Source organism: Brevundimonas sp., assembly GCF_044336875.1.
Lineage (GTDB): Bacteria > Pseudomonadota > Alphaproteobacteria > Caulobacterales > Caulobacteraceae > Brevundimonas.
On sequence record NZ_JBIIOP010000019.1, the window covers coordinates 16,640 to 40,189 of the forward strand.

24 protein-coding genes are annotated in these 23,550 nt (G+C 67.9%); 13 read left to right on the forward strand and 11 right to left on the reverse strand.

Annotated elements, in window-relative coordinates:
- The first annotated feature begins 121 nt into the window (after positions 1-121).
- Positions 122-1,651 carry a histidine ammonia-lyase gene (gene hutH, locus ACIQ1T_RS16300; RefSeq protein ID WP_395945607.1) on the forward strand — a complete coding sequence of 510 codons (1,530 nt, stop codon included), beginning with the start codon at positions 122-124 and terminating at the stop codon, positions 1,649-1,651.
- A gap of 12 nt (positions 1,652-1,663) precedes the next feature.
- Here hutH and ACIQ1T_RS16305 read toward each other — a convergent pair whose 3' ends face one another.
- The 3 genes from ACIQ1T_RS16305 to ACIQ1T_RS16315 form a co-directional block, all read right to left on the reverse strand.
- The gene (locus tag ACIQ1T_RS16305; protein ID WP_395945608.1) at positions 1,664-2,236 is read right to left on the reverse strand and encodes a manganese efflux pump MntP family protein; all 573 of its coding nucleotides are present in this window, start codon (positions 2,234-2,236) and stop codon (positions 1,664-1,666) included.
- Positions 2,237-2,504: 268 nt separating this feature from the next.
- Complete coding sequence (gene fni, locus ACIQ1T_RS16310; RefSeq protein WP_395945609.1) at positions 2,505-3,536, reverse strand: type 2 isopentenyl-diphosphate Delta-isomerase; 1,032 nt, start codon at positions 3,534-3,536, stop codon at positions 2,505-2,507.
- 40 nt (positions 3,537-3,576) lie between these two features.
- Complete coding sequence (locus ACIQ1T_RS16315; protein WP_395945610.1) at positions 3,577-5,400, reverse strand: PPC domain-containing protein; 1,824 nt, start codon at positions 5,398-5,400, stop codon at positions 3,577-3,579.
- A gap of 95 nt (positions 5,401-5,495) precedes the next feature.
- Here ACIQ1T_RS16315 and folD point away from each other — a divergent pair, with 95 nt between their 5' ends.
- From folD to ACIQ1T_RS16340, 5 genes are all read left to right on the forward strand, one after another.
- Positions 5,496-6,419: a bifunctional methylenetetrahydrofolate dehydrogenase/methenyltetrahydrofolate cyclohydrolase FolD gene (gene folD, locus ACIQ1T_RS16320; RefSeq protein WP_395945611.1), complete on the forward strand. Its 924-nt coding sequence runs from the start codon at positions 5,496-5,498 to the stop codon at positions 6,417-6,419.
- Between the two features lie 61 nt (positions 6,420-6,480).
- Positions 6,481-7,158, forward strand: a complete 678-nt coding sequence (locus ACIQ1T_RS16325; RefSeq protein WP_395945612.1) for a LemA family protein — start codon at positions 6,481-6,483, stop codon at positions 7,156-7,158.
- Between the two features lie 59 nt (positions 7,159-7,217).
- On the forward strand, positions 7,218-7,988 hold the full coding sequence (locus ACIQ1T_RS16330) for a TPM domain-containing protein (RefSeq protein WP_395945649.1): 771 nt from the start codon (positions 7,218-7,220) through the stop codon (positions 7,986-7,988).
- Positions 7,988-8,662, forward strand: a complete 675-nt coding sequence (locus tag ACIQ1T_RS16335) for a TPM domain-containing protein (protein ID WP_395945613.1) — start codon at positions 7,988-7,990, stop codon at positions 8,660-8,662. Before ACIQ1T_RS16330 ends, ACIQ1T_RS16335 begins: the two co-directional genes overlap by 1 nt.
- Before the next feature lie 76 nt (positions 8,663-8,738).
- Positions 8,739-9,476 (forward strand): endonuclease/exonuclease/phosphatase family protein, encoded by a 738-nt coding sequence (locus tag ACIQ1T_RS16340; protein WP_395945614.1) that lies wholly within the window; start codon positions 8,739-8,741, stop codon positions 9,474-9,476.
- Here ACIQ1T_RS16340 and ACIQ1T_RS16345 read toward each other — a convergent pair.
- Positions 9,473-10,951, reverse strand: coding sequence for a phospholipase D-like domain-containing protein (locus ACIQ1T_RS16345; RefSeq protein WP_395945615.1), 1,479 nt, complete (start codon positions 10,949-10,951; stop codon positions 9,473-9,475). The genes ACIQ1T_RS16340 and ACIQ1T_RS16345 overlap by 4 nt on opposite strands.
- Positions 10,952-11,115: 164 nt before the next feature.
- Here ACIQ1T_RS16345 and ACIQ1T_RS16350 point away from each other — a divergent pair, with 164 nt between their 5' ends.
- From ACIQ1T_RS16350 to ACIQ1T_RS16360, 3 genes are all read left to right on the forward strand, one after another.
- The gene (locus ACIQ1T_RS16350; protein ID WP_395945616.1) at positions 11,116-11,295 is read left to right on the forward strand and encodes a hypothetical protein; all 180 of its coding nucleotides are present in this window, start codon (positions 11,116-11,118) and stop codon (positions 11,293-11,295) included.
- A gap of 114 nt (positions 11,296-11,409) precedes the next feature.
- A complete protein-coding gene (locus ACIQ1T_RS16355) occupies positions 11,410-14,067 on the forward strand; it encodes a tipN (protein WP_395945617.1) in 2,658 nt (885 codons plus the stop codon).
- 91 nt (positions 14,068-14,158) lie between these two features.
- Complete coding sequence (locus ACIQ1T_RS16360; RefSeq protein WP_395945618.1) at positions 14,159-14,752, forward strand: hypothetical protein; 594 nt, start codon at positions 14,159-14,161, stop codon at positions 14,750-14,752.
- On the opposite strand, the gene ACIQ1T_RS16365 is transcribed toward ACIQ1T_RS16360, so the two are convergent.
- Positions 14,749-15,930, reverse strand: coding sequence for an MFS transporter (locus ACIQ1T_RS16365; protein WP_395945619.1), 1,182 nt, complete (start codon positions 15,928-15,930; stop codon positions 14,749-14,751). The genes ACIQ1T_RS16360 and ACIQ1T_RS16365 overlap by 4 nt on opposite strands.
- Positions 15,931-15,978: 48 nt before the next feature.
- Here ACIQ1T_RS16365 and ACIQ1T_RS16370 point away from each other — a divergent pair, with 48 nt between their 5' ends.
- Both ACIQ1T_RS16370 and pip read left to right on the forward strand, forming a co-directional pair.
- Positions 15,979-16,335: a DUF423 domain-containing protein gene (locus ACIQ1T_RS16370; RefSeq protein ID WP_395945620.1), complete on the forward strand. Its 357-nt coding sequence runs from the start codon at positions 15,979-15,981 to the stop codon at positions 16,333-16,335.
- A gap of 47 nt (positions 16,336-16,382) precedes the next feature.
- Entirely contained in the window at positions 16,383-17,357 is a 975-nt protein-coding gene (pip, locus tag ACIQ1T_RS16375; RefSeq protein WP_395945621.1) for a prolyl aminopeptidase, read from the forward strand.
- A 58-nt stretch (positions 17,358-17,415) separates the two neighbouring features.
- On the opposite strand, the gene ACIQ1T_RS16380 is transcribed toward pip, so the two are convergent.
- Together ACIQ1T_RS16380 and ACIQ1T_RS16385 are read right to left on the reverse strand one after the other, a co-directional pair.
- On the reverse strand, positions 17,416-17,814 hold the full coding sequence (locus ACIQ1T_RS16380) for a DoxX family protein (protein WP_395945622.1): 399 nt from the start codon (positions 17,812-17,814) through the stop codon (positions 17,416-17,418).
- A gap of 98 nt (positions 17,815-17,912) precedes the next feature.
- Positions 17,913-18,611, reverse strand: coding sequence for a pirin family protein (locus ACIQ1T_RS16385; RefSeq protein ID WP_395945623.1), 699 nt, complete (start codon positions 18,609-18,611; stop codon positions 17,913-17,915).
- Positions 18,612-18,729: 118 nt separating this feature from the next.
- On the opposite strand from ACIQ1T_RS16385, the gene ACIQ1T_RS16390 reads away from it, so the two are divergent.
- Complete coding sequence (locus ACIQ1T_RS16390) at positions 18,730-19,656, forward strand: LysR family transcriptional regulator (RefSeq protein ID WP_395945624.1); 927 nt, start codon at positions 18,730-18,732, stop codon at positions 19,654-19,656.
- A gap of 3 nt (positions 19,657-19,659) precedes the next feature.
- On the opposite strand, the gene ACIQ1T_RS16395 is transcribed toward ACIQ1T_RS16390, so the two are convergent.
- From ACIQ1T_RS16395 to ACIQ1T_RS16410, 4 genes are all read right to left on the reverse strand, one after another.
- Complete coding sequence (locus tag ACIQ1T_RS16395) at positions 19,660-19,965, reverse strand: hemolysin (RefSeq protein WP_395945625.1); 306 nt, start codon at positions 19,963-19,965, stop codon at positions 19,660-19,662.
- 27 nt (positions 19,966-19,992) lie between these two features.
- The gene (locus ACIQ1T_RS16400; RefSeq protein ID WP_395945626.1) at positions 19,993-20,205 is read right to left on the reverse strand and encodes a hypothetical protein; all 213 of its coding nucleotides are present in this window, start codon (positions 20,203-20,205) and stop codon (positions 19,993-19,995) included.
- Positions 20,206-20,312: 107 nt separating this feature from the next.
- A complete protein-coding gene (locus tag ACIQ1T_RS16405) occupies positions 20,313-20,771 on the reverse strand; it encodes a DNA polymerase III subunit chi (RefSeq protein ID WP_395945627.1) in 459 nt (152 codons plus the stop codon).
- A gap of 21 nt (positions 20,772-20,792) precedes the next feature.
- Positions 20,793-22,268, reverse strand: coding sequence for a leucyl aminopeptidase (locus ACIQ1T_RS16410; protein ID WP_395945628.1), 1,476 nt, complete (start codon positions 22,266-22,268; stop codon positions 20,793-20,795).
- A gap of 143 nt (positions 22,269-22,411) precedes the next feature.
- Here ACIQ1T_RS16410 and ACIQ1T_RS16415 point away from each other — a divergent pair, with 143 nt between their 5' ends.
- Positions 22,412-23,548 (forward strand): LptF/LptG family permease, encoded by a 1,137-nt coding sequence (locus tag ACIQ1T_RS16415; RefSeq protein ID WP_395945629.1) that lies wholly within the window; start codon positions 22,412-22,414, stop codon positions 23,546-23,548.
- Positions 23,549-23,550: the final 2 nt, after the last annotated feature.

The following is a 23,550-nucleotide window of genomic DNA, read 5'->3' on the forward strand; positions in this document are numbered from 1 at the left end:
CCGCTCTCAACGACATCGCAAGCCTGCCCCTCATCCTTTCGCGCCAAGGACGATCGCTTCGCTCTCGTGCGCTCAAGCCCTCTCCCGCCGGGAGGGGGCTCGTGAAATCGGATCTGAAATCATGACCCAACTGACCATAGGCGCAGCCCCGCTCACCCTGGCCCAACTGCGCGCCGTTCTGGACGGCCCCGTGACCGTCGCCGTCGCCCCGGCCGCCTGGGCCGATGTGGACAAGGGCGCCGCGACCATCGCCGCCATCGTCGCCGAGGGCCGCACCGTCTATGGGGTCAACACCGGATTCGGCCTGCTGGCCAACACCTCCATCGCCCCCGAGGATCTGGAGACCCTGCAACGCAACCTGGTGCTGAGCCACGCCTGCGGCGTCGGTGATCGGCTGCCCGACGCCGTGACCCGGCTGCTGATGGTGCTGAAGATCGCCAGCCTGTCGCGCGGCGCCTCGGGCATCCGACGCGAAACGCTTGAGGCCCTGATCGCCCTGGTGAACGCCGACGTCCTGCCCTGCATCCCGTCCAAGGGATCGGTCGGCGCCTCGGGCGATCTGGCGCCCCTGGCCCATATGAGCTGCGTCCTGATCGGCGTCGGCGAGGCCCGCGTGAACGGCGAAACCCTGGAGGCCGAAGCGGCGCTGGCGCGTGTGGGGCTGAAGCCCCTGACCCTGGGTCCGAAGGAGGGTCTGGCCCTGCTGAACGGCACCCAGTGTTCGACCGCCCTTGCCCTGGCCGGCCTTTTCGCGGCCGAGGCGGTCTTCGCCGCCGGAATCGCCGCCGGCGCCTTGTCGGTCGATGCGCTGAAGGGCTCCGACGCCCCGTTCGATCCGCGCATCCACACCCTGCGCGGCCAGCCGGGCCAGATCGCCGTGGCGGCGCGACTGCGCGACCTGATGGCCGGATCCGCCATTCGCGACAGCCACCGCGACGATTGCGCCAAGGTGCAGGACCCCTATTCCCTGCGTTGCCAGCCTCAGGTCATGGGCGCCGTGCTGGACGTGCTGAACACCGCCGCCGCGACGCTGGAACGCGAGGCCAACGCCGTCACCGACAATCCGCTGGTCTTCATCGAGGACGGCGATGTGATCTCAGGCGGAAACTTCCACGCAGAACCCGTTGCTTTCGCAGCAGATCAGATCGCCATGGCCCTGTGCGAAATCGGCAATATCTCCGAACGCCGCACCGCCATATTGGTCGATCCGAAGATGAGCGAACTACCGGCCTTCCTGGTGCGGGAGAGCGGACTGAACTCGGGCTTCATGATCGCCCAGGTCACGGCGGCGGCCTTGATCGCCGAGAACCGAATGGTCGCCCATCCGTGCAGCGTCGACACCGTCCCGACCAGCGCCAATCAGGAGGACCATGTCTCCATGGCCACCCACGGCGCGCGCCGCCTGCTGGACATGGCCGAGAACGCAGCGACCGTCGTCGGCATCGAACTTCTGGCCGCGGCCCAGGGGTTGGAGTTCCACCGTCCCCTGACCAGTTCGCCGGACCTGGAGAAGGTCTTCGCCATCGTCCGGGAAGCGGCCGCCCCCTATGCGAGCGACCACTATTTCGCCCCCGACATCGCCCGGGCGACGGACGGTGTCCGGGCCGGACGGTATCGGGCCTTCGCGGACGGTCTGTTGCCGTCCGCCTGAGATCTGCAGGACTTAGCCGCCCAGAACGCCCAGGTGTTCCAGCAGAATTAGCGTGCCCAGGCCGATCAGGGCGACACCGCCGACCAGTTCGGCCGCCTTGCCGAATTTCAGGCCCACGGCCTTGCCGATCAGCATGCCGATGGTGGTGCAGACGAAGGTGGTGAAGCCGATCGAGGCGGCGATGACCCAGATATTGGCGCCCAGGAAGGCCAGACCCACGCCCACGGCGGCGGCGTCGATGCTGGTGCCGACAGCGGTCGCGATCAGAGCCCAGGGCCCGGACCTGCGAGGGGTTTCATCCTCATCCGTATTGCGCGGCTTCAGGCCCTCCCAGACCATCTTGCCGCCGACAATGGCCAGCAGGACGAAGGCGATCCAGTGGTCGATACGCTCGACCAAGCCGGCGGCGACCAGACCCAGGGTCCAGCCGATCAGGGGGGTGATGGCCTCGATCACGCCGAACACCAACCCAGCCTTCAGGGCCTCGGGTACTGACGGACGGTGAGAGGCGCCGCGGCCCACCGCAGCCGCGAAGGCGTCCGTGGACATGCTGAGCGAGAGGATGGCGATGGTTCCTGGGGTCATGCGGATTGACTCCACCGGGCAGACGACAGCGGTCCCACGCCGGCCGGTGCGGCGGTGGAACGCGCTGGTCTCGCTAGGCGGTGTTCCGCTGGTCGGACCACGCGTCGAAACGCGAGTGTGTTGACCCGACCCCGACGACGACGCGTCGGAAGCTACTCCCCAACAGGAGGCGGCTCCCTACACCTCGACTCGTGGGCCTGGCAACAGGGGCGAAAAGTCCTGGTCACGCAAAGCGGAGATCCCTGCACAAGAATGCAACAGGCCCCGGTCAGTCGAACGGTTGAAGCGGCGCGCGACGAAGTTGGGCCAGGTTCGCGGAATTGGTGCAGAAACATACGGTGCGTAACTGCCGCGTGACCCGCTGGAAATGCTCCACCACAGCCTCGGTGGACACAGTCGCCGGCTTCAGAAGCCCGGCCGCTTGACCGACGATATCGGCGCCCAGCCGGACGGCGCGCGCCGCATCGACCCCGTCGCGGACTCCGCCCGAGCCGATCACAACAGCCTCCGGACAGGCGCGACGCACGTCGACGATGGCGCGGGCGGTCGGCATGCCCCAGTCGGCGAAGGCGGCCGCATGAGCCTTGTCCGCCGGATCGGCCGCGCGCTCGCCCTCGATCAGCGCCCAGTTTGACCCGCCCGCTCCGGCTACGTCCACGGCGGCGGCGCCCATGTCGATCAGACGACGGGCCGTGCGGCCGGACAGGCCGGCGCCCGTCTCCTTGACCACCACTGGAATTTCGAGACGGCGGATCAGGGCCTCCAGGGCGGCGCCCACGCCCCACCAATCGCGATCGCCCTCGGGCTGGCAGGCCTCCTGCAACGGATTCAGGTGAATGGTCAGGGCGTCGGCGCCGATCATGTCGACCGCCCTGCGCGCCTCGTCCAGGCCGAAGCCGCGCGTCAGCTGGGACGCGCCGATATTGGCCAGGATCGGCGTGTCGGGCGCGCGGCGACGCAGGTTCAGATCCAGCCCGCCCGAGGACACGCCCTCGATCGCCGTCCGTTGAGAGCCGACCGCCAGGGCGAGGCCCAGATGCTGGGCCGCCTCGGCGAGCCGCGCATTGATCGCCTCGGCCCGCGCCGGACCGCCGGTCATGGAACTGATCAGCAGAGGCGCCTTGAGCCGCCGTCCCAGGAAGTCGGCGCCCAGGTCGATCTTGTCGTGATCCAGGTCCGGCAGGGCCTCGTGGACGAAACGAATGGCGTCGAAGCCGGCGTCTCGCGCATGGCGGCCCCGGCCGGCCAGAACCACGTCCAGGTGCTGATCCTTGCGGCCGGGCGGAATGACATCGTTCATTCGGGCCGCCTAGACCATGATCTTGGCCCGTGTGGGGCGATCAGGGCTGGCGTTCCACGGTCAGGGCGTAGGCGCCGGTCTCGTTCGGTCCGAAGGCCCGAGCGCGGACGACGTACCAGCCATCCTCCGGCGCAGTCCAGTCCAGCTTGGCGTGGGTGTCCGACAGACCGTCGTCGTCGCTGGCGATGCTTGTGAAGTCCTCGCCTTCCTCGCCCAGGTCGACGACTGCATCGAAGGCGTTGGAGACCATGGTGATCCGCAGCTTCTCATCCTTTTTCGCCTGGAAGCGATAGGCGTCGTAATAGGCGCCTTCGTCGGTCAGGGCGTCGGTCTTGCTCAGGCCTCCCCGCGCCGTGGCGCCGACCAGGATGCTGCCGGGCTTGGGTTCCGGTCCACGATCGACCAACTCCAGCGAATAGAGGCCCTTCTCTTCGCTCGACAGCGGCATGGCGCGGACGACGTAGTCGCCCGAAGCCGGCAGGGTGAAATTCAGGCGAGAATCCGTGCCCTCGGCCAGACCGTCGTCGTCGCTGGCAAGGGATTCGAAATCGCCTTCGGCTGAGCCGATTTCCAGATAGGCGTCGAAGTCGCCAGAGCGCAGTATGGCCTGAACCCGTTGGCCCTCGACGCCGGTGAAGACATAGGCGTCATAATGTTTGCCGTCGTCGCCCTGCGGATCCTCCGGCGTGATCTCGCCCTCGACCGTCGCGCCGAAGCTGGCGGGGGCCGGCGGCGGGGGCGGCGCGACCTCGCTGAGTTTCAGGGTGAACTTGCCCTCCCCGTCGCCGCTGAAGGCGCGGGCCTCGATGATATAGTCTCCGGCCTCGTCCAGCGTCTGGGCGATGCGGGAATCGGTGCCCGAACCGGCGCCGTCGTCATCCTCGGCCACGACCGAATTGTCCGATGCCTTGCGCAGGGCCAGATAGGTGTCGAAGTCTTTCGAAGACAGTTCGACGGCGACACGCTGGCCCGCCGTGGCGGTGAAGCGATAGAATTCCGCCCGTGCGCCGTCGTCATTGGTTCCAGCGTTCTCGCCCAGGCTTCCGTCGATACTGTCGCCGATGGCGATAGGCTTGGCGGGCGGTGCGGGCGGCGCCTCGGCCAGACCCACGGTGTAACGGCCCGAACCGTCCTCCAGCGCCGTGGCGCGGATGACATAGTCGCCGGCGGTCGGGGCGGTGAAGACCAGGCGTGAGTTCAGGCCATCGTCGGCGCTGTCGTCGTTCTGGGCCAGTTCGACGAAATCCGGTCCGTTCATCCGACCGACCCGCACCAGAGGATCGAAGGCTTCGGATTTCAGGGTGACGATGAATCTCTGGCCGGCGGCGGCGCGGAAGCTGTAGGCGTCGTAGCGACCGCCGTCCTCCTGCTCCGGATCACGGTCGGTCAGTTCCCCCGACTGTTCGGCGCCCAGGCGGATGCCGCTCGGACGTGGCGCGCGCGGCAGCGCGGGGCGTTCGCGTAAGGACAGGCTATAGGCGCCGCCCTCCGTGCCAGACAGTGTGCGGGCGCGCAGGATATAGACTCCGGTGGTTTCCGGAATGAAGCGCAGGCGCGAATCGGTGTCCTCGCCCAGGCCGTCGTCGTCCTCGGCCAGGGCGTCGTCCGAGCCCTCGGCATAGACGGCCAGATAGGCGTCGAAGGCGTCGGAGCGCAGAACAGCCTCCAACCGCTGACCGGCCCGCGCCTCGAATCGATAGTCGTCGTAACGATATTCGTCGTCGCCCGTCGCGGTCGCGTCGTCGTCCGTCAGCGCCCCGTTCACCGATGCGCCGATCCTCAGCCCCTGTACGTCTTGAGCCAGGGCAGGTGCGCCCCACAGCAGGGCGAGGACGATGGCGGCGACGAGGGGCGAACGCTTCATGAAGAACCTCCGGTAGTTTGGTCTCGATCATAGACGCCGAACCGCGACGGCTGTAAATCGCGGCCGTCCCTAAATTTCCCGCCCCGGAGCCCCCAATGTCGGCCGAGCCCACACGCGCGACCCTGATCGACGGAAAGGCCTATGCGGCCGCCCTGGTGGATCGCGTCGCCGCCGCCGCCGCCCGGCTTGAGGCCAATCAGGGCGTCAAGCCGGGCCTGGCCGTGGTCATCGTCGGCGAGGACCCCGCCAGCCAGATCTATGTCCGCAACAAGGGCGAGACGACCCAGCGTGCGGGCATGCGCTCCGACACCCGCCGCCTGCCCGAGACGACCAGCCAGGCCGAACTGCTGGCCGTGATCGCCGACCTAAACGCCGACGCCGGCATCCACGGTATTTTGGTGCAGTTGCCCCTGCCGAAACACATCGATTCCTCGGTGGTTCTGGACGCCATCGATCCGGACAAGGATGTGGACGGCTTCCACGTCGTCAACGCCGGACGTCTGGCGGTCGGCCTGCCGGGCCTGGTCCCCTGCACCCCCCTGGGCAGTCTGATGCTGCTGAAAGACCAGTTGGGCGACCTCAGCGGGCTGAACGCCGTCATCGTCGGCCGGTCCAATATCGTCGGCAAGCCGATGGCTCAACTCCTGTTGGGCGAGAGTTGCACCGTCACCGTGGCCCATTCGAAGACCCGCGATCTGCCCGCCCTGTGCCGCACCGCCGACATCCTGGTTGCCGCCGTAGGCCGTCCCGAGATGATCAAGGGCGACTGGATCAAGCCGGGCGCGACCGTCATCGACGTGGGCATCAACCGGGTTCCCTCGGCCGATCCGGTCAAGGCGGCCGAAGGCAAGACCCGCGTCGTCGGCGACGTGGCCTTCAACGAGGCGGTCGAGGTCGCCGGCAGGATCACCCCCGTCCCCGGCGGCGTCGGCCCGATGACCATCGCCTGCCTGCTGGCCAACACCTATTCTGCCGCCTGCCGTTCGATCGGCGTCGAACCGGAGCCGTTGGACGCTTGAAGCGTTGCGGCCATGGGCCGATAGTCGGCGCAGCGGCGAGGACGCCGACAAGGGAGATTCCATGGCCCGTCTCAATGCTCGCGCGCTGGCCCTGACCGCCGCCGTCGCCATCGCTCCGGCCGTCGCCGGTTGCGGCTACAACACCATCCCGACCAAACAGGTCAGGGCGGAGGCCGCCTGGGCCGATGTGCAGAGCCAGTATCAGCGCCGCGCCGACCTGATCCCCAACCTGGTCGCCACCGTCCAGGGCGCGGCGATCCAGGAACGCACAACCCTGACGGATGTGATCAACGCCCGCGCTCGCGCCACGTCGGTCAATGTGTCGGCTGCGGATCTGAGCAATCCCCAGGCCTTCCAACAGTTCCAGCAGGCGCAGGGCCAGCTCAGCGGCGCGCTTTCGCGCCTGCTGGTCTCGGTCGAGGCCTATCCGCAGCTCCAGGCCAATCAGAACTTCCTGACCCTGCAGTCGCAACTGGAAGGTACTGAGAACCGGATCACCATCGCGCGCCGCGACTACAACGAGGCCGTCCGCGACTACAACACCACCCTGCGCACCTTCCCCAATGTGATCTGGGCCAAGACGGTGCATGGCGGCTCGCAACCGATGCAGTTGTTCACCGCCACGGCCGAGGCCCAGAGCGCGCCCCAGGTGAACTTCAATCTCGGAAACACGCCCGCCGCCGCGCCGGGCGGCAATGCGACCCCGGTGGCGCCGGGTTCGACCCCGCCCGCCCAGTGACGCCCTTCTCCGCACGGACACGGCGTCCGTCGGCCGTCGTCGCCATACTGTTCGGCCTGATGGCCGCCCTGCTGTTCGCTCTGCCGGCGACGGCGCAGGCCAAGCTCGAATTCCCGCCCCTGAGCGGCCGGGTGGTCGATCAAGCCGATCTGATCGATCCGGCGACGGAACAGGCCCTGACCGAGAAGCTTGCGGCGCTGGAGGCCAAGTCGAGCGATCAACTGGTCGTGGTCACAGTATCCAGCCTGCAGGATCAGGAGATCGAGGACTACGGTTACCAATTGGGCCGCCACTGGGGCATTGGCCAGAAGCAAGGAGACAACGGCGCCCTGCTGATCGTCGCCCCCAACGAACGCAAGGTTCGGGTCGAGGTCGGCTATGGGCTGGAGCCGATTCTGACCGACGCCTTCTCGTCCCGCGTGATCCGTGACGACATCCTGCCGGCCTTTCGCGACGGCGACTACCAGGCCGGGATCGTCGGCGGCGTCGACGCCCTGATCACCCAGTTGGAATTGAATCCGGCCGAGGCGCAGGCCCGTGCGGCGGCGGCCGCGACCGAACAGGATGGAGGCGAAACGGCGGCCATCGTGCCGGTGATCGTTATCGCCATAATCTTCTTTGGCGTTTTTCTGATCGCCGTGGGCTCGGCCGGCCGCGGGCGTCGTCACCGGCGTGACGGCGTGACACCGATCCTGATCTGGGCTGCGTCCGAGGCGCTGAAGAACTCCGGACGCGGCGGCGGCTGGGGCGGTGGCGGCGGTTTCGGCGGCGGCGGATTTGGCGGCGGGGGCGGCAGCTTCGGCGGCGGCGGAGCCTCGGGAGGATGGTGATGCGCTTCACCGATGAAGACCGTGTGCGGATCGCCGACGCCATCTCCACGGCCGAGCACGATACCGCTGGCGAAATCTTCTGCGTCGTGACGCGGAATGTCTCGACCTATCGCGACGTCAGCCTGGCCTGGGCGGCGGGCGCAGCCCTGCTGCTGCCGGCCTTGCTGATCCCCTTGGGCTTCGACCTGACCTGGCCCGTCGGCGACCGGTGGGAAGCGGCTCACCCTCCGATGGCCGAGACAGGTCAGGCGCTGGCGCTCTACGCCCTGATCCAGGCGGCCCTTTTCGTCTGCGTCTTCCTGTTGACCCGCATCCCGTCGATCCTGCGCCTCGTCACACCGCGCGGCATGCGCCGCGCCCGGGTGCGCAAGGCGGCCCTGCAGCAATTTCTGGCCCAGGGCGTCCACGTCACCCAAGATCGGACCGGGGTGCTGCTCTTCGCGGCGCTGGAGGAACATCAGGTCGAATTGATCGCGGACGAAGCCATACACGCCAGGGTCGATGAGGCGGTCTGGGCCGACGCCGTCGCCGCCCTGACCCGCGAGCTGAAGGCGGGGCGCCCGGTGGCGGGTTTCGAGGCCGCTGTGGAACAATGCGGTCAGGTGCTGGCGACCCATTTCCCGCCCCGCCCCGACAATCCCAACGAGTTGCCGGATCATCTGATCCTGCTGTGACCGTCGCACCGGGGTCGCAATCCGCGCCCAAAAGGCCTAGCCCTTCGCCCAAGTCTCGGCACGTCCTCGGGAAACCATGCCCCGCCTACTGACCTATAATGTCCATCGCTGCGTCGGCACCGACAAGAAGCTGGACGTCGATCGTATCGTCGCCGTGATCGGCGAGCATGAGCCGGACATCGTCTGTCTCCAGGAACTGGACGTCGGTCGCGCCCGCACCGGCAAGGTCGATCAGGCCGAGGCCATCGCCGAGGGCCTGGCCATGACCTCGCGTTTCCATCCGGCCATGCGCGTTGAGGCGGAACTTTACGGCGACGCGATCATGACGCCGCACCCGGAGAAGCTGATCCGCGCCGACGCCCTGCCGACCGTGCGGGGCATTCCCGGGCTGGAGCCGCGCGGCGCCATCTGGTCGGAGATCCGGATCGACGGGGTCGCCGTGAATGTGCTGAACACCCACCTGGGTCTGGTCCCGCGCGAACAGCGTCTACAGGCGGCGGCGTTGACGGGAACGGGCTGGCTTGGGGCCTGCAGCGGCCCGACACTGTTGGCCGGCGACTTCAACGCCACCTCGATCACCCGCCCCTACCAGACCTTGGCGCGCAAGCTGGGCGACTGTCAGCGGCTGCTGAACCTGAAGCCTTCGGTGAAAACCTTCCCGTCCGGCTTTCCGGCCATCCGCATCGACCACTGTTTCGTCAGCCCCGAGATTCGCATCACCGGGGTCAAGGCGGCCTTCTCGCCCCTGGCGCGGGTGGCCTCGGACCATCTGCCGCTGATCATCGACTTCGAAGTGGTTCAGCCCCCAGCCTAACCGGGCGCCTGACCGCCTTCGGACGCCGGTCGCGTGCGGTGAGAACGGTTCAACCGTTTCCACGGCCGCCACGCGTCGGTCGAAGAGGTCGGATCACCCAGCTGCCATTCGGCGAAGATACGCTGAATTCGCGTCGGCGGATCCGACCCCAACGGCTTAAGCCTGTCGCTGTCGAAACTGCAGATGGCCGCGCCGGTCGATCCCATCACCGCTTCCACCGCCGCGAAATCCTCGGCGGCGACGCCGATCCAGTGACCGATGGTGCGGTGGCGATGGTTGGTAATCACCGCGCGCCCCGCCTCGTCCGTCGGCTCGGCGGCGATATCGCATTCGGTGTCCAGCCCCATGGACCGGTTGTTCAGGTTGGAGGAGCCGATCCGCAGCAGCCGGTCGTCGATGATCGACACCTTGGCGTGGACGATGATGCGGTCGCCGTGTTCGGTCAGCGGGGCGAAGGCGAAGAAGCGGTTGTACTTGTCGGCCTGTTCAAGCCGGTACAGCACCTCGGCGCGGGCCGTATCCATGGTCATGCTGTCGAACCAGCTGGGACTCTTGCCCGTCGAGACGACCACCACCTCGGGCCCGTCCACCTCGGCCAGGCGCTCGGCCAGGGCGGCGGCGATGATCGGCGAGGTGAAATACTGGTTCTCGAAATAGATCAGCTTCTTCGCCCGCCTGATCGCGTCCAGATGGAGGGCTTCGTTCTCGCGCACTTCATGGCGACCGCTCCACCGAGGCTCCGTGCGAGCAATGCCGACCGGAACATCTGTCATCTGCACCGGCACGCCGTCGGGCCAGGGATCGCTGTCGACCTCGTCCGGCACGGTTCTTTCCCAGGTCGCCTTGAACCAACGTTCCCGCGCCAGATCTCCAAGCGCCCTGGCGGCGGGCCCGTCCATCACGCTCATCACTTCGTGCCGCGCCTTGCAGATCGTGCCGTTGGGCAGGGCGCGGCGCGGGTCGCCGTCCAGATGTTCGTCGGAATCCCACCGGTCGGTCGAGATGTCGCCGCCGCCGCAGAAGGCGACCCGGTCGTCGATGACGATGACCTTCTGATGGTGGCAAGCGCCGATCGGCCCGGGTTGATCCATGCGGAATTCGACCATCCGCTTGCGGAACCAGCGTTGGGCCCGGTGAGGATAAAAGCCCTGCGACGCCGCGATCAGCAGCGGCGATTTCCAGATCAGCAGGCGGATATCGAGGTCAGGTTTGCGCTTCACCAGCATCCGTAGCTGGTGACCGATTTCGTGCTGCTTGTCGCCGGGGCGCGTTTCCGGATCGAGATGGGTGCGGGGGTCGAACTGCCACCCCAAAACGACGATCGACCGCTCCGCCTTCTGCAAGGCCGACGAAAGAGCGTCGAAATAGGTCTCGTTCTCCATCAGAATCGAAAACCGGTGCGCGACCTCGCTGCGCCAGACGCCCGGTCCCGGGGTCAGCAGACTGCCGTCGTAGCTGTCGCCGTCGTGCGTCATTCAGCCTGCCTGCCCGATTCGCGTGACACCGCGATGCGGACGCCCTTCCCCCAACTCCGTTTCATGCGCGCCACGCCCGGTCAATCTTTACGCGGCGGGATTGTGACGTTCGCCAAATGAGCGCATAACAAGCGCGGCCATGGGGGCCGTGGGAGACGCCGTCGATGCAAGCGCTGGTGGAATTGATCGCCGGCTTTATTGCGTTGCTGGCCGCCGCCGTCCTGTCGCAGTTCGGCGTGGACATCCATTCGCCCCGGGCCGGAGACCGCGAGGTCCATCGCGTGACCGACTGCCGCTCGGACGCACCCGCAGCCTTCACCTCTGAGACCAAGCGCGACTGCTGATCGCGAACAGTCCACGCTTGATGGACCTGTATTGCTTGGACCTTCGGTTCCGACTCGCTAGGGTCGAATTGGCGCGTGCTCGCGCGCCGCGCGCATTGATCGAGCTGACGCCTAATGAAATCCCGTAACCGGCCGCCGCTTAAACTGACCGACGACGAGGCCGTCCCGCCCGTCGAGACGACCGAGGCCGTCGAAACCTCCGCGCCGGAAATTGAATCCGAGACAGCCGCGGCGCCTGAAGCCGAGCCTGCGCCCGCGACGGAGTTGGAGCCCCTGCCCGCCACGCCGACCGAGCGGCCGATGTCGGAACGTCGCCGTCGCCGCCTGGCAGAGGAAGCGCGCCAGGCCGAGGAGCGCGCCGCTGCGGCCCTGAAGCCGAAACCTGTCGAACGCCCCGTCGAGACCATCGACATGACGCCCGCCGTCGCCCCCGAGGTCATCCCGGAGCCGACGCCCGAATCCTCCGCCGCCGTCGAGATGGCCGTGGCCGCCGGCAAGCCGCCTGCGCCGTTTGAACTGTCCTCGCCCCCGGCCGTGAAAACGACCACCTCCAGCCGCGCCGTATCCGCGCCTTCCGGCCGCCACGCCTATATGATCGCCGGTCTGGCCTCCGCCCTGTGGATCGGCGGCGTCGCCTCGTGGGCGGCCTATGAATTCGGCGCCGGCGGGGCGGAACTGGATCCGCTGCGCATCGCCATCTACGCCCTCATCGCCCTGGCTCCCGCCGGCCTGGCCATCATGTTGGCCCACGCCGTGCGACAGGGCGCCGGTCTGGCCGCAGAGACCCGGCGCGCCCGCGACCTAGCCGAGGCCCTGGTGGCCCCCACCGCACTTGCCGCCCAGCAAACGGGACAGGTGCTGCATTCGCTGCGCACCGACATCGATCACGCCGCCATGGCCGCCGAGCGCGCGCGCAACGACATGTCTCTGTTGCGTCAGGCCTTGGCCGAAGAGACCAACCGCCTGAACGAGGCGGCGGAGAACGCCGGCCGCACGGCGCGCCGTCTGACCGAGAACCTGGGTCGCGAACGCGACCAGATGCAGACCCTGGCCCTACATCTGGACACCCAGGCGGCGGGCGTCATCGACGCGGTGGAACGCCAGTCCCGCATGGTCGCCGACGCCTCCGACCTGGCCCAGGCCCAGTTGCGCGAAGCCGAGGCCGCCCTGGCCGCCCGCGCCGCCGATCTGGCCGCCGCCGCCGGCGAGGCCCAGGACGCCGCCCGCGTCGCCGCCGACGACCTGGCTCGCCAGACCATCCGTCTGGAGAACGCCGGCTCGGGCGTCGCCGAACAGATCCAGTCGGTCGAGGAAGGCCTGGGTCAGCAGCGCGCCGCCCTGGTCACCGCCGCCTACGCCCTGCGCACCGACCAGGAAGACTTCTCCGCCCAGGTGGAGAGCCAGCGCGCACAATTCATCGAACATCTTTCCGCCAGCCGCAGCGCCGCCGACGATCTCGGCAAGACCTCCCAGACGTCGATCGAGGGGCTGCGTGAATTGCTGGAAGCCGCAGGCGACCAGTTCCGCGCCCTTGTGGACATGTCCCAGCGCGAAGCCGACGGCTTTGACGCCGCCACCAAGGTCTCGCTGGATCGGTTCGAGGCCCTGGCCGCCGACGCCCGCGACACTCTGATGGAGGAAACCCGTCGCGCCCTGGAACAGATGCGCGCCACGGCGGAGGACTCCCGCGCCGCCGCCTCCGACGCGGCGGAACAGGCGCGACTGCGCGCCGACCGGCTGGGCGAGGCCCTGTTCGAAGCGGCCCAGAAGGCCGACCAGGCCGCAGACGCCCGCATCGACGACGCCCGTCGCATCGTCGGCGAAACCTCGGGACTGGTCGATCAGGCCGGCGAACGGATGGTCAGCCGGCTTGAAAGCCTGGTCGATCGCCTGAACTCCGCCCTGTCCGAGATCGACACCGCCGTCGCCGACGTCGACGAACGGTCCGCCCGTCTGCCGGAACAGGCCCGCGCCCGCGTTGACGCCGTTCGCGCCAGCGTCGAGGAAGGCCTCGCCTCCCTGGCCGCCGCCTCGCGCAAGGCCGCCGAGGACACCGAGGCTCTGGACGTCGGTTTCCAGGAACGGGTCCGCCGCAACTACGACATGCTGACAGAGGCCGTCCGCCTGATGGGCGTGGTGTCTGGCGACGCCCCGGCCGGACGCCGTCGCGAGGCTTCGCCCGAGCCGGAACGCCGCACGCCCCGTGGCGCAGCGCCGATCGACGAACGGACCGAGGACAAGTCCGCTGACCGGGGCTTCGGCCTGCGCAACCGCCTGCGCCTGGAACCGACCGAGCCCCCCCGCGCCGCCCCATCCCCGGCACAGGACGCCGGTCTGGACTGGAACGACCTGGTTTCGGGCGGTCAGGACGACGCGCCGCTTGAGCTGGACACGCCCGCCGCCAGCCCGGCCGAGGCCGCCGCCCTGTCGGATCGCGTCGCCGCCGCCATTCGCCGCATGGGAGTCGACCCCAACGCCCTTCTGCCCCGGTCCCGTGTGGAGGAGGCCGCCCGCCTGCTCAGCAACGGCGACGCTGACGGCGCCCGCCAGATCGTCCGCCGCGTGGCCCCGGCCGCCGTCCGCAGCGTCTCGCGCCGCGTGCTCAGCGACCCAGAGCTTCGGGCCGACGCCGAACGCTATGTCCGCAGCTTCGCTCAAGATCTGGCGACCTCCGCTCGTGCAGGCGACGGTCAGGCTGTACAGAGCCGTCTGGCGTCCGACGGGGGCCGCGCCTTCATGCTGCTGGACGCAGCGGTCGGCGACCTCGGTTGAAGTCCTTGTTGAGGCTTGACGGCGGGCGGAAGTTCACGCCTCCTGCCACCGTCACGGAAGTGTCACGGGTTGCTTGGGAATTAGGGCCGGAATGACGAACGATACCGAAGGGCCAGGCCGCACCGACCGCCGCCCCGGCATCGCCATCTGCGCCTATGACGGCGACGTGGAGGGCTGGGACCTGGTAGAGGACCTGTCTGGCGAGGTATGGAGCCCGCCGGGCGCGCGCACCGTGCGGATCAACGCCGCCGACCCTGACGCCTTGGCCGCATCTCTTGGCGAACATCTGAGAAGCGGCGACTGCCGCGCCGTGCTTCTGGTCGGCCGGACCCACAAGGGCGACGGGTTTCGCATGCAGATGCGGGCGGAAAACCGCACCCTGGACCGCAAGGACCGTCTGTCCCGCACAGGCCCCGGCGTGGCTCGCACCACGGCTCCGGTCGCCGACATCGTTCGTGCTCTGAATGCAGTCGGCCTGTCCGCCGACGCCTCGTCCGAGGCCGAAGAGGACGCGGGCTCCTATCTGCTGTATCGCGTGCTCGCCGATCTGCCCGAGGGGCCGCACACGCCGGCCGTCGGCCTGCTGCGTGCGCCGATGCCGGCGGACGAGGCTGCGGTCAAGAAGGGGGTCAAGGCCGCCGCCTCGGTCATGGCGGGCCACATGGCCCTGCTGCCCAGAAACTAGACCTGCGGTTCGCCGCGCGTCGTCAATAACGGCTTCAGAGCCAGATTGGCGATCAGCCCCACACACGCCAGCCCCGCCATCGCCAGATAGCCGGCCGCGCCGAAAGCGTCGTACAGCGGTCCGCTGGCCAGGGTCGCCGCGCCGATCAGCACCCCCGCCGACAGCATGGAACTGAGCGTCTGGGCCCCCGTCTGGCTGTCGCGCGGCGCCAAACGTTCGATCAACTCGACCCCCGCCAGATAGTTGGCGGCGAAACTGAGGGCGTGCAGCGCCTGCAGCGGCCACAGGGTCCACAATGGCGGCGACAAGGCCATCAGCCCCCAGCGCGCGACCGCAGCGGCCGAGGCGATCATCAGCATGGGCCAGGGCCCGATGCGGCGCCGCCGTCGCCAGGGATCGATGATCCACATGAAGCCGATCTCGGCCGCCACGGCGAAGGCCCACAACATGCCGGTCAGATGCGGCTCGATCCCCTGCCCCCGCCACAGGATTGCGGAGAAGCCGTAATAGAAGGCGTGCGCCGCCTGCACCGTGCCGATCGCCAGCAGGGCTGCGACCAGCACCGGATCCTTCAACAACCGCCCCATTCCGCGAAACCGGTCCCAGCCCGGGATGGGCGGCCCGTCGTTGACGGGTTCGGCAGGCAGGACGCGCCAGGCGACGACCGCGATACAGATGCAGGCCAGGGTCACGCCGACGATGACCGCTTCGGCTCCCGTCGCCCGCAACACGAAGCCGACCACGATATTGGTGACGACGAAGGCGGCCGATCCGAAGCCGCGCGGCACGGCGAAGGTGAAGCCCTCACGCCGCGCCAGCCGCAGGGTCAGGACATCCGTCAGGGGAATGATCGCCGCCGCCCCGGTCGCGCCGATGAACCAGCACACCGCCCAGGCGGCGAATCCGTCGACCAGACCCGCCGCGCCGTAGCCAAGCGCCGCCATTGCCGCCAGCAGGGCGATCGCCGTGCGGCGCAGGCGAAAGCCGTCAGCCCAGACGACGATGGCCGGGCCAGTGACCAGTCGCCCCAGCATGGGCGCGGCCAGGATAACCCCGATCTCGGCGCCGCCCAGTCCCTGCGCCCGCATCCACAGGCCGGCGTAAGGCAGGCTGACGCCCGTCCCGACGAACATCAGGACATATTGCAACGCCGCGCGAGATCTGGCCCCGAACCCCATGCCTGCCTCCTAGCAGACTTCGCGGATTCGCCGGGCTAGAGTTCGCAGATGAACGCGAGTCGCAACCTGATCGTCTTCGCCGCCCTGAACGGCGCCCTCTCCATCGCTCTGGGCGCCTTCGCGGCCCATGGGGCGGGCCCGCAGGTCAAGACCCTGCTGTCGACCGGCGCCCATTATCAGTTGGCGCATGCCGTCTTCGCCCTGGCCTGCGGCCTGTGGGTGGACGGCGGGCGGCTGGCGCGAATCGCCGGCTGGCTGGGGGCCGCAGGCGGTCTGGTCTTCTGCCTGTCCCTGTCCTTCATCGCCCTGCTCAGCATCCCGGCCATGGGCGCCGTCGCACCGATAGGTGGTCTGCTGATGATCGCCGGTTGGCTTTGCCTGGCCTTTGCGGCATTGCGTAAGTAGCTTCCCTTATGGCCAAGCTTGGGCCTTGGCAGAAAGACCGCATCCGTATGGCCTTCCCCGCGCCCGTCGAGCCGCGCCGCGACCTGTACCCCGAGATCGAACCCTTCGCCTCCGGCTGGATGAAGACCGATGGCGTCCACGAAATCTATTACGAGGAATGCGGCAATCCCCAAGGGCGGCCGGTCCTGGTTCTGCACGGCGGTCCCGGCGGCGCGGTCAATCCGGGGATGCGACGCTATTTTGATCCGGCCCAGTACCGGATCATCCTGTTCGACCAGCGCGGCTGCGGTAAATCCCGCCCCAACGCCTCGCTGGAGGACAACACCACCTGGACCCTGATCGAGGACATCGAACGCCTGCGTGAACGCTGCGGCGTCGACAAATGGGTGGTGTTCGGCGGCTCCTGGGGTTCAACCCTGTCGATGGCCTACGCCATCACCCATCCCGAACGCTGTCTGGCCCTGGTGCTGCGCGGCATCTTCCTGTTGACCAAGAAGGAACTGCACTGGTTCTATCAGGACGGCGCCTCGATGATCTTCCCCGACGCCTGGGAGCGGTTCGTCGACCCCATCCCCGAAGCCGAGCGCGGCGACCTGATGGCCGCCTATTACAAGCGGCTGATCGGCGACAATGTCGCCGAACGCGAGAAGTGCGCCGTGGCCTGGTCCAGCTGGGAAGGCGAGACGGTCAGCGTCGAGGGGCCGAACGCCAAGCCGGACAAGTTCGCCGAGCCCGAGTTCGCCGTCGCCTTCGCCCGGATCGAGAACTGGTTCTTCACCAACGCCGGATTCTTCTCCGAGGACGGCTGGATCCTGAAGAACGTCGACCGGATGCGCCACATCCCCTGCTGGATCGCCCAGGGCCGTTTCGACGTGGTCACCCCCATCTCCAGCGCCTGGTCCCTGCACCGCGCCTGGCCCGAGGCGAAGCTGGACATAGTCGGCGACGCCGGCCACGCCTCCTCGGAACCGGGCATCGTCGACAGCCTGGTCCGCGCCACGGACTGGGCCGCCGGCCTCTAGATACGAAGAAGCCGCCGCTCCGAAGGGAACGGCGGCTTTTTGCTTTCGGCTTCGAAGGTCAGGCCTTCTTGCGCAGCTTGCCGTCCACACTCCAGGCGCCGGGGCCGGCCGCGAGCAGATACAGGAAGATGAAGCAGTAGAGGATGGCCGCATCCCCGCCGTTGGCCGCCGGATAGGGGCTCTGGGGCGCGTGGAACATCCAGTAGGCGACCGCCATCTCGCCGGCCAGGATGAAGGCCACCGGACGGGTGAAGGCGCCGAGCACCAGAAGGCTTCCGCCGACGAATTCGAGGATCGCGCCGATCCCGAACAGCGACGCGATCTCGACCTGACCGGGTTGGGCCCCTTCCGGGAATCCGAACAGTTTGACGACGCCGTGCGCTAGGAACAGCACCCCGGCGATGATGCGCAGCACCGCGCGGAAATGCGGCGCGGACGCTTCAAGCTTGTTGAACATGGTCTTCTCCACCCCGTTTGCGGGCGTCCGTAACGGGTTCGCCCGGCCGGATCTGTGTCCGGCCGGGCAGGTTGATCCTTAAACTCAGGCCCCGTCTACTAGGCCGCGTCCACCAGAACGATCTCCGCATCGGACAGCGCCTTGACGGTGACGACCTCCTCCTGGGCGATGGCGACGCCGTCGCGGGCGTTCAGCTTGACGCCGTTGACCTCGATCTCGCCCTTTGCGGGGACCAGATAGCCGCGACGGGTGGCGCCCAGCGGATAGTCGGCGCTGTCGCCGGCGTTCAGGGTCGCCGCCACGATCCGCGCCTCGGTGCGGATCGGCAGGGCGTCGGCGTCATCGGCGAAGCCGGAGGCCAGGACCACGAACTGGCCCGAACGCTCGCCCTTGGGGAAGGGCTTGGTGCCCCAGCTGGGCGCGTCGCCGCGCTTCGTCGGTTCGATCCAGATCTGGAAGATCCGGGTCAGGTCCGGCTCGGCGTTGTATTCGGCGTGGCGGATGCCGGTGCCCGCGCTCATCACCTGGACGTCACCGGCCACGGTGCGGCCCTTGTTGCCCAAGCTGTCCTCGTGGGTGATGGCCCCGTCGCGGACATAGGTGATGATCTCCATGTCGGCGTGCGGATGGGGCGGAAAGCCGGTGCCGGCGGCGATCTCGTCGTCGTTCCACACCCGCAGATTGCCCCAGCTCATCCGCTTCGGATCATAATAGTTGGCGAAGGAGAAGTGGTGTTTGGCATTCAGCCAACCGTGGTTGGCGCCGCCCAGGGATTCAAAAGGTCTGCGCTCGATCATCTCGGTATCCTCTCGCCGGGCCGTCCCGGCGTCATTGGCTTGACGCCAAGATAGAGATCGCCCACCGAACAGAAATAGAAACACCTGAAACTCATCGTTTCCCGACAGCGAGTCCTTCATGCCCCGTCTGCCCGACCTTGAGGCCATGGCCATCTTCGCCAAGGTCGCCGAGGCCCAGTCCTTCTCCGGCGCGGCCGACGCCCTGGGCCTGTCCAAGGCCACGGTGTCCAAGGCGGTGACCCGGCTGGAGCAGCAGTTGAAGACCACCCTGCTGCACCGGACCTCGCGCCGCTTCGCCCTGACCGACGCCGGGCGCAATCTGGCGGCGCGGGCGGGCCAGATGCTGGCCGAGGCGGAAGGAGCCATGTCCGAGGCTCTGGACATGTCGGTGACGCCGCGCGGCCTGGTGCGTCTCGCCGCCCCCATGTCCTTCGGCATGGCCTATGTCGCCCCGGCCCTGCCCGAGTTCCTGGCCACCCATCCGGACGTCTCGATCGACCTGCACCTGTCGGACGAGGTGATCGACCTGGTCGGCGGCGGCTTCGACTGCGCCCTGCGTATCGCCGCCCTGCCCGACTCGTCCCTGACCGCGCGACGGTTGCGCCCGGTCGAACGCTATCTGGTGGCCTCGCCCGACTATCTGACCCAGCGCGGGCGCCCGACCCATCCGAACGACCTGGAGCGGCACTCCTGCCTCAGCTACGCCTATATGCCCACGCCGGACGCCTGGCGGTTCATCAACGATGCCGGAGAAGAGGTGGTGGTGCGGCCGCGCGGGCCGCTGCGCGCCAACAATTCCGACGCCCTGACGGCCTCGCTGTGCGCGGGTCTGGGCGTCTTCCCCCAGCCGGACTTCATCTACTGGAAGGACGTCGCCGACGGCCATCTGGAGACGGTGATGACCGACTGGCGCCTGCCGCCCATCGCCCTGCATCTGGTCGCACCCAGCAGCGGACCGCGACCGGCGCGGGTCACGGCCCTGATGGACTATCTGGCCAAACGGTTCAGCGGGCCGCTATGGCCCGGCGATACGGTCGGCCGTTGAGGATCAGCCGCACTTGATCTGCTGGATCACGCCCGAGGCCTCGTCATAGACGAAGTTCACCCGGTTCTCGCGATAGTCCATGGTCGCGGCGCAGGTGGTGCACAGGACGCGGAAGCTCTGACCCTCGGGCGCAGTCGGGATAGTCGAGCGATTGCGCCCGACATAGGACTGATAGTCCTCGACCTTGCAGGCCTTGAAGGCGGCGTCGCCGCCCGGCGTAGGTTCGACGCCCGGCGTCTCGGTCGGGGCGCAGGCCGACAGGGCCAGGCCGGCGGCCATCAGGGAACTCAGGATGAAGGCGGTCTTCATGGTCGTTTCTCCATTATCGGTCGCCGTCTAGCCGCAGCGGACCTGTTCGATGACGCCGGTGTCGGCGTTGTAGAAGATGTTCAGCCGATAGGCCGAGAAATCCTGGGTTACGGGACAGGTGGTGCAGGTCACGCGCCGGTTCACCACATCGACAGGAACGGGAATCTCGGTCCGGGGTTTCCCGACCAGATACTGCATCTCGCCCGCCTTGCAGGTGTCAGTCGTCTGCCCCGTCGGCATTCGCGACCCGACCGGCGGCGTCAGTTGCGCCTGTTCGACGGCGCGCGGCGCAGGCTGTTCGGCGACGGGCGGGGAACTGGAACAGGCGGCCAGCAGGCCCAGCAGGATCAGGCCGCCTTTTCCCAGCGCCCTTCGTCCGTCTGGCGCCAGTAGGCCAGGTTGCCGCCCTGCCCCTTCAGCGCCTTCCAGCGCCCGCGCGCGTGCTGCAGCGCGGTCTCGTCCTGACCGTCGAAAATGATGAAGCATCGTTCGAACCCTTCCGTCGCGCCCAGTTCTGCGTCGTCGACGATGAACAGCGCCTGAGCGCCGTTCAGGTTCTCTCCCGATTCGCTCAACAGCACAGGCTGGCGATCGGCATAGGGTTGATCGGCCCGGCCGTGCGGCAGGAAACTCTCCTCGCGGAAGGTCCATAGCCGCTCGTCGACGTCGTCCAGCCGATGGGCGTGCGACGACTTGATCAGGGCGCGCCAGCCCCGCTCGAGCGTCTTCTCGAGCAGGGTCGGCAGCACCTGGTCCAGCGTCGAACGCTCCAGGTGGTAGAACCAGATTTCGGGCTTGCCGCTCATCCGGCTCTACCTCTCCGGCGATCAGGCTTCGTATGAATCCGCGACCATCCGGTCCAGGGTGCGCACGGCGAAGCCGACGCCGCCTTCCGGCACAGTCGGGCTGGGGCTCTTGTTGGCCCAGGCGGTCGGGGCGATGTCCAGGTGCGCCCACGGCACGCCGTTGGTGAAGCGCTGCAGGAACAGGGCGGCGGTGATCGAACCGCCGGCGCGGCCGTTGCCGGTGTTCTTCACATCGGCGATCTTCGAATCGATGTGCTGCTCGTAGATGGCCGGGATCGGCATCCGCCAGAAATTCTCGCCCACCTTCTGGGCGGCCGACAGGATCGGATCGGCGACCTCATCCGAGTTCGAGAAGACGCCGGCGTAGTCCAGGCCCAAGGCCACGATCATGGCGCCCGTCAGGGTGGCCAGATCGATCATGAACTTCGGCTTAAAACGCTCCTGCGTGTACCAGAGGGCGTCGGCCAGAACGAGGCGGCCCTCGGCGTCGGTGTTGATGACCTCGACCGTCTGGCCCGACATCGACACGACCACGTCGCCGGGGCGCTGGGCGTTGCCGTCAGGCATGTTCTCGACGAGGCCCAGCACGCCGACGGCGTTGACCTTGGCCTTGCGGCCGGCCAGGGCGATCATGGTTCCGGTCACGGCGGCCGCGCCGCCCATGTCCCACTTCATGTCTTCCATGCCGTCGGCCGGCTTGATCGAGATGCCGCCGGTGTCGAAACAGACGCCCTTCCCGACGAAGGCCAGGGGCTGACCGCCTGCCTCGCCGCCCTTCCACTGGATCACGGCCAGCTGGCTTTCGCGACGGCTGCCCTGGCCGACGCCCAGCAGGGTGCGCATGCCCAGCTTCTCCATCTCGGCCTCGCCGAGGATCTCGACCTCCAGGCCCAGGCTCTCCAGCGCCTTGACGCGCTTGGCGAACTCGGCCGGATACAGGACGTTGGCGGGCTCGGACACCAGGTCGCGCGCGAAGATCACGCCGTCGGCGACGGCCGACAGGGGCTCCAGCGCGGCCTCGGCGGCGCGCAGGTCCGAGGTCACGACGCGGATCGCGGTGATCGACGGAATCTTGTCGGCCTTCTGCGTGGTCCGATACTTGTCGAACCGATAGGCGGCCAGACGCGCGGCGAAGCCGACGCGGGCGGCCTGGGCCGGGGTCAGGTTGGAGGCGTCGATGGTCAGGACTTCGGCGCCCGACAGTTTCACCGCCGCATAGGCGTTACCGCCGAAGGCTTCGACGGCCAGATCATCCTGCTTGTCCGCCGCGCCAGCGCCGACCAGCAGCACCGTGTCGGCGTCCACGCCCGACGGGGCGGCGACGATCAGGGTCTGGCCCGCCTTGCCGACAAAGCGGCTCTTGGCGATCGCCTTCGTCAGGGCGCCGCCGGCCTTGGCGTCCAGATCAGGCGCGGAGGCGGCGAGGATGCGGTCTTCATGAACCGGCACGGCGAGGATTTCAGCGGCGTCGACGGCGGCGACGAACTCGATCTTCATTCAGAGACTCCAGCCAGGCCCCACCCGGCGTAAACATCGAAAGAAAAGACAAACGGCGCGTCTGCTTGTCGCGGACGCGCCCTCCTGTGCTACTAGATGCGCCTCATTATCGCCGCCTGCAACCGGGCGAAGTCCATCCGCCCATGACTCTGATTCAACGCTATCTTTTCCGCCAGATCTCCCTGCCCGTCGTGGCGGCCTGCGCCTCGCTGGCCGGAATCGGAATCCTGAGCCAGAGCCTCGACCAACTGGAGGTCATCGTCGAACGCGGCCAGAGCGTGTGGGTGATGGTCAAGCTGACCCTGCTCGCCCTGCCTCAGCTGCTGGCGGTCATCCTGCCGATCGGCCTGTTCGTCGGTGCGCTGATCGCCCTGACGCGGATGCAGCGCGAACAGGAGCTGACCGCCGCCTTCGCAGGCGGAATGACGCGCTGGCAGGTGATTTCGCCCGCCGCGCGTCTGGCGATTCTGGTCTTGATCCTGAACCTGGTCATGACCCTGTTCGGCCAGCCGTGGGCCCAGCGCGAGGCCCGCAACCAGGCCTTCGCCATCCGCACCGACCTCGCGGCCCTGCTCGTCGAGGAAGGCCAGTTCGTCCAGGGCCCCGACGGCCTGACCGTCTATGTCCAGCAGATCGAGCAGAACGGCCTGTTGAAGAACATGTTCGTCTATCTGGAGGACGGAAAATCCACCCAGAACTGGAGCGCGGCCGAGGCCCGATTCGGTCGTGACGCCGCCAACGCCCCGGTTCTGACCATGATCGATGGCTCGTGGCAGAAATATTCGTCGCGCGGCGTGCTCGAGACCCTGTCCTTCGATCGCTACGACTTCCCCCTGGGCCAGTTCGCCAATGTGACGGAGCAGATCCGCTACAAGCCGGGCGACCTCTATCTGCGCCAACTGATCAATCCTTCGCCCCGGGTGCTGGAAACCGCGGGATCACGCGGTGAACTGCTGGCCGAGGCCCATAACCGCATCTCCTCGCCCCTCTACGCCCTGGTCGCCATGGCCATGGCTCTGGCCGCCATCCTGGGCGGATCCTTCAGTCGCAGCGGCTATTCGCTCCGCATCGCCAAGGCGGCGGGCCTGTTCCTGCTGGTGCGGGTCGTCGGCTACGGCCTGGTTGCGGCCAGCGCCTGGAACCCATGGATGAACATCCTCCAGTATCTCGCGCCCCTGGTCGCTGTCGCCGTGGCCCTTCGGGTCCTGTTCCGCGCCCTGAAGCCCAGGAAGCGTCGTGAATGGCCCATCGTCACCCAGTTCCGGGCGAGGTTCGCATGACC

Coding starts and splice junctions, on each gene's coding strand:
- ACIQ1T_RS16325 (WP_395945612.1), top strand. CDS start 6,481: ATGGCCCGTCTCAATGCTCGCGCGCTGGCCCTGACCGCCGCCGTCGCC.
- ACIQ1T_RS16330 (WP_395945649.1), top strand. CDS start 7,218: ATGGCCGCCCTGCTGTTCGCTCTGCCGGCGACGGCGCAGGCCAAGCTC.
- hutH (WP_395945607.1), top strand. CDS start 122: ATGACCCAACTGACCATAGGCGCAGCCCCGCTCACCCTGGCCCAACTG.
- ACIQ1T_RS16360 (WP_395945618.1), top strand. CDS start 14,159: ATGACGAACGATACCGAAGGGCCAGGCCGCACCGACCGCCGCCCCGGC.
- folD (WP_395945611.1), top strand. CDS start 5,496: ATGTCGGCCGAGCCCACACGCGCGACCCTGATCGACGGAAAGGCCTAT.
- ACIQ1T_RS16305 (WP_395945608.1), bottom strand. CDS start 2,236: ATGACCCCAGGAACCATCGCCATCCTCTCGCTCAGCATGTCCACGGAC.
- ACIQ1T_RS16400 (WP_395945626.1), bottom strand. CDS start 20,205: ATGCCGACGGGGCAGACGACTGACACCTGCAAGGCGGGCGAGATGCAG.
- ACIQ1T_RS16350 (WP_395945616.1), top strand. CDS start 11,116: ATGCAAGCGCTGGTGGAATTGATCGCCGGCTTTATTGCGTTGCTGGCC.
- ACIQ1T_RS16370 (WP_395945620.1), top strand. CDS start 15,979: ATGAACGCGAGTCGCAACCTGATCGTCTTCGCCGCCCTGAACGGCGCC.
- ACIQ1T_RS16380 (WP_395945622.1), bottom strand. CDS start 17,814: ATGTTCAACAAGCTTGAAGCGTCCGCGCCGCATTTCCGCGCGGTGCTG.
- ACIQ1T_RS16415 (WP_395945629.1), top strand. CDS start 22,412: ATGACTCTGATTCAACGCTATCTTTTCCGCCAGATCTCCCTGCCCGTC.
- ACIQ1T_RS16405 (WP_395945627.1), bottom strand. CDS start 20,771: ATGAGCGGCAAGCCCGAAATCTGGTTCTACCACCTGGAGCGTTCGACG.
- ACIQ1T_RS16340 (WP_395945614.1), top strand. CDS start 8,739: ATGCCCCGCCTACTGACCTATAATGTCCATCGCTGCGTCGGCACCGAC.
- ACIQ1T_RS16365 (WP_395945619.1), bottom strand. CDS start 15,930: ATGGGGTTCGGGGCCAGATCTCGCGCGGCGTTGCAATATGTCCTGATG.
- ACIQ1T_RS16390 (WP_395945624.1), top strand. CDS start 18,730: ATGCCCCGTCTGCCCGACCTTGAGGCCATGGCCATCTTCGCCAAGGTC.
- ACIQ1T_RS16385 (WP_395945623.1), bottom strand. CDS start 18,611: ATGATCGAGCGCAGACCTTTTGAATCCCTGGGCGGCGCCAACCACGGT.
- ACIQ1T_RS16315 (WP_395945610.1), bottom strand. CDS start 5,400: ATGAAGCGTTCGCCCCTCGTCGCCGCCATCGTCCTCGCCCTGCTGTGG.
- ACIQ1T_RS16335 (WP_395945613.1), top strand. CDS start 7,988: ATGCGCTTCACCGATGAAGACCGTGTGCGGATCGCCGACGCCATCTCC.
- ACIQ1T_RS16395 (WP_395945625.1), bottom strand. CDS start 19,965: ATGAAGACCGCCTTCATCCTGAGTTCCCTGATGGCCGCCGGCCTGGCC.
- pip (WP_395945621.1), top strand. CDS start 16,383: ATGGCCTTCCCCGCGCCCGTCGAGCCGCGCCGCGACCTGTACCCCGAG.
- ACIQ1T_RS16355 (WP_395945617.1), top strand. CDS start 11,410: ATGAAATCCCGTAACCGGCCGCCGCTTAAACTGACCGACGACGAGGCC.
- ACIQ1T_RS16410 (WP_395945628.1), bottom strand. CDS start 22,268: ATGAAGATCGAGTTCGTCGCCGCCGTCGACGCCGCTGAAATCCTCGCC.
- fni (WP_395945609.1), bottom strand. CDS start 3,536: ATGAACGATGTCATTCCGCCCGGCCGCAAGGATCAGCACCTGGACGTG.
- ACIQ1T_RS16345 (WP_395945615.1), bottom strand. CDS start 10,951: ATGACGCACGACGGCGACAGCTACGACGGCAGTCTGCTGACCCCGGGA.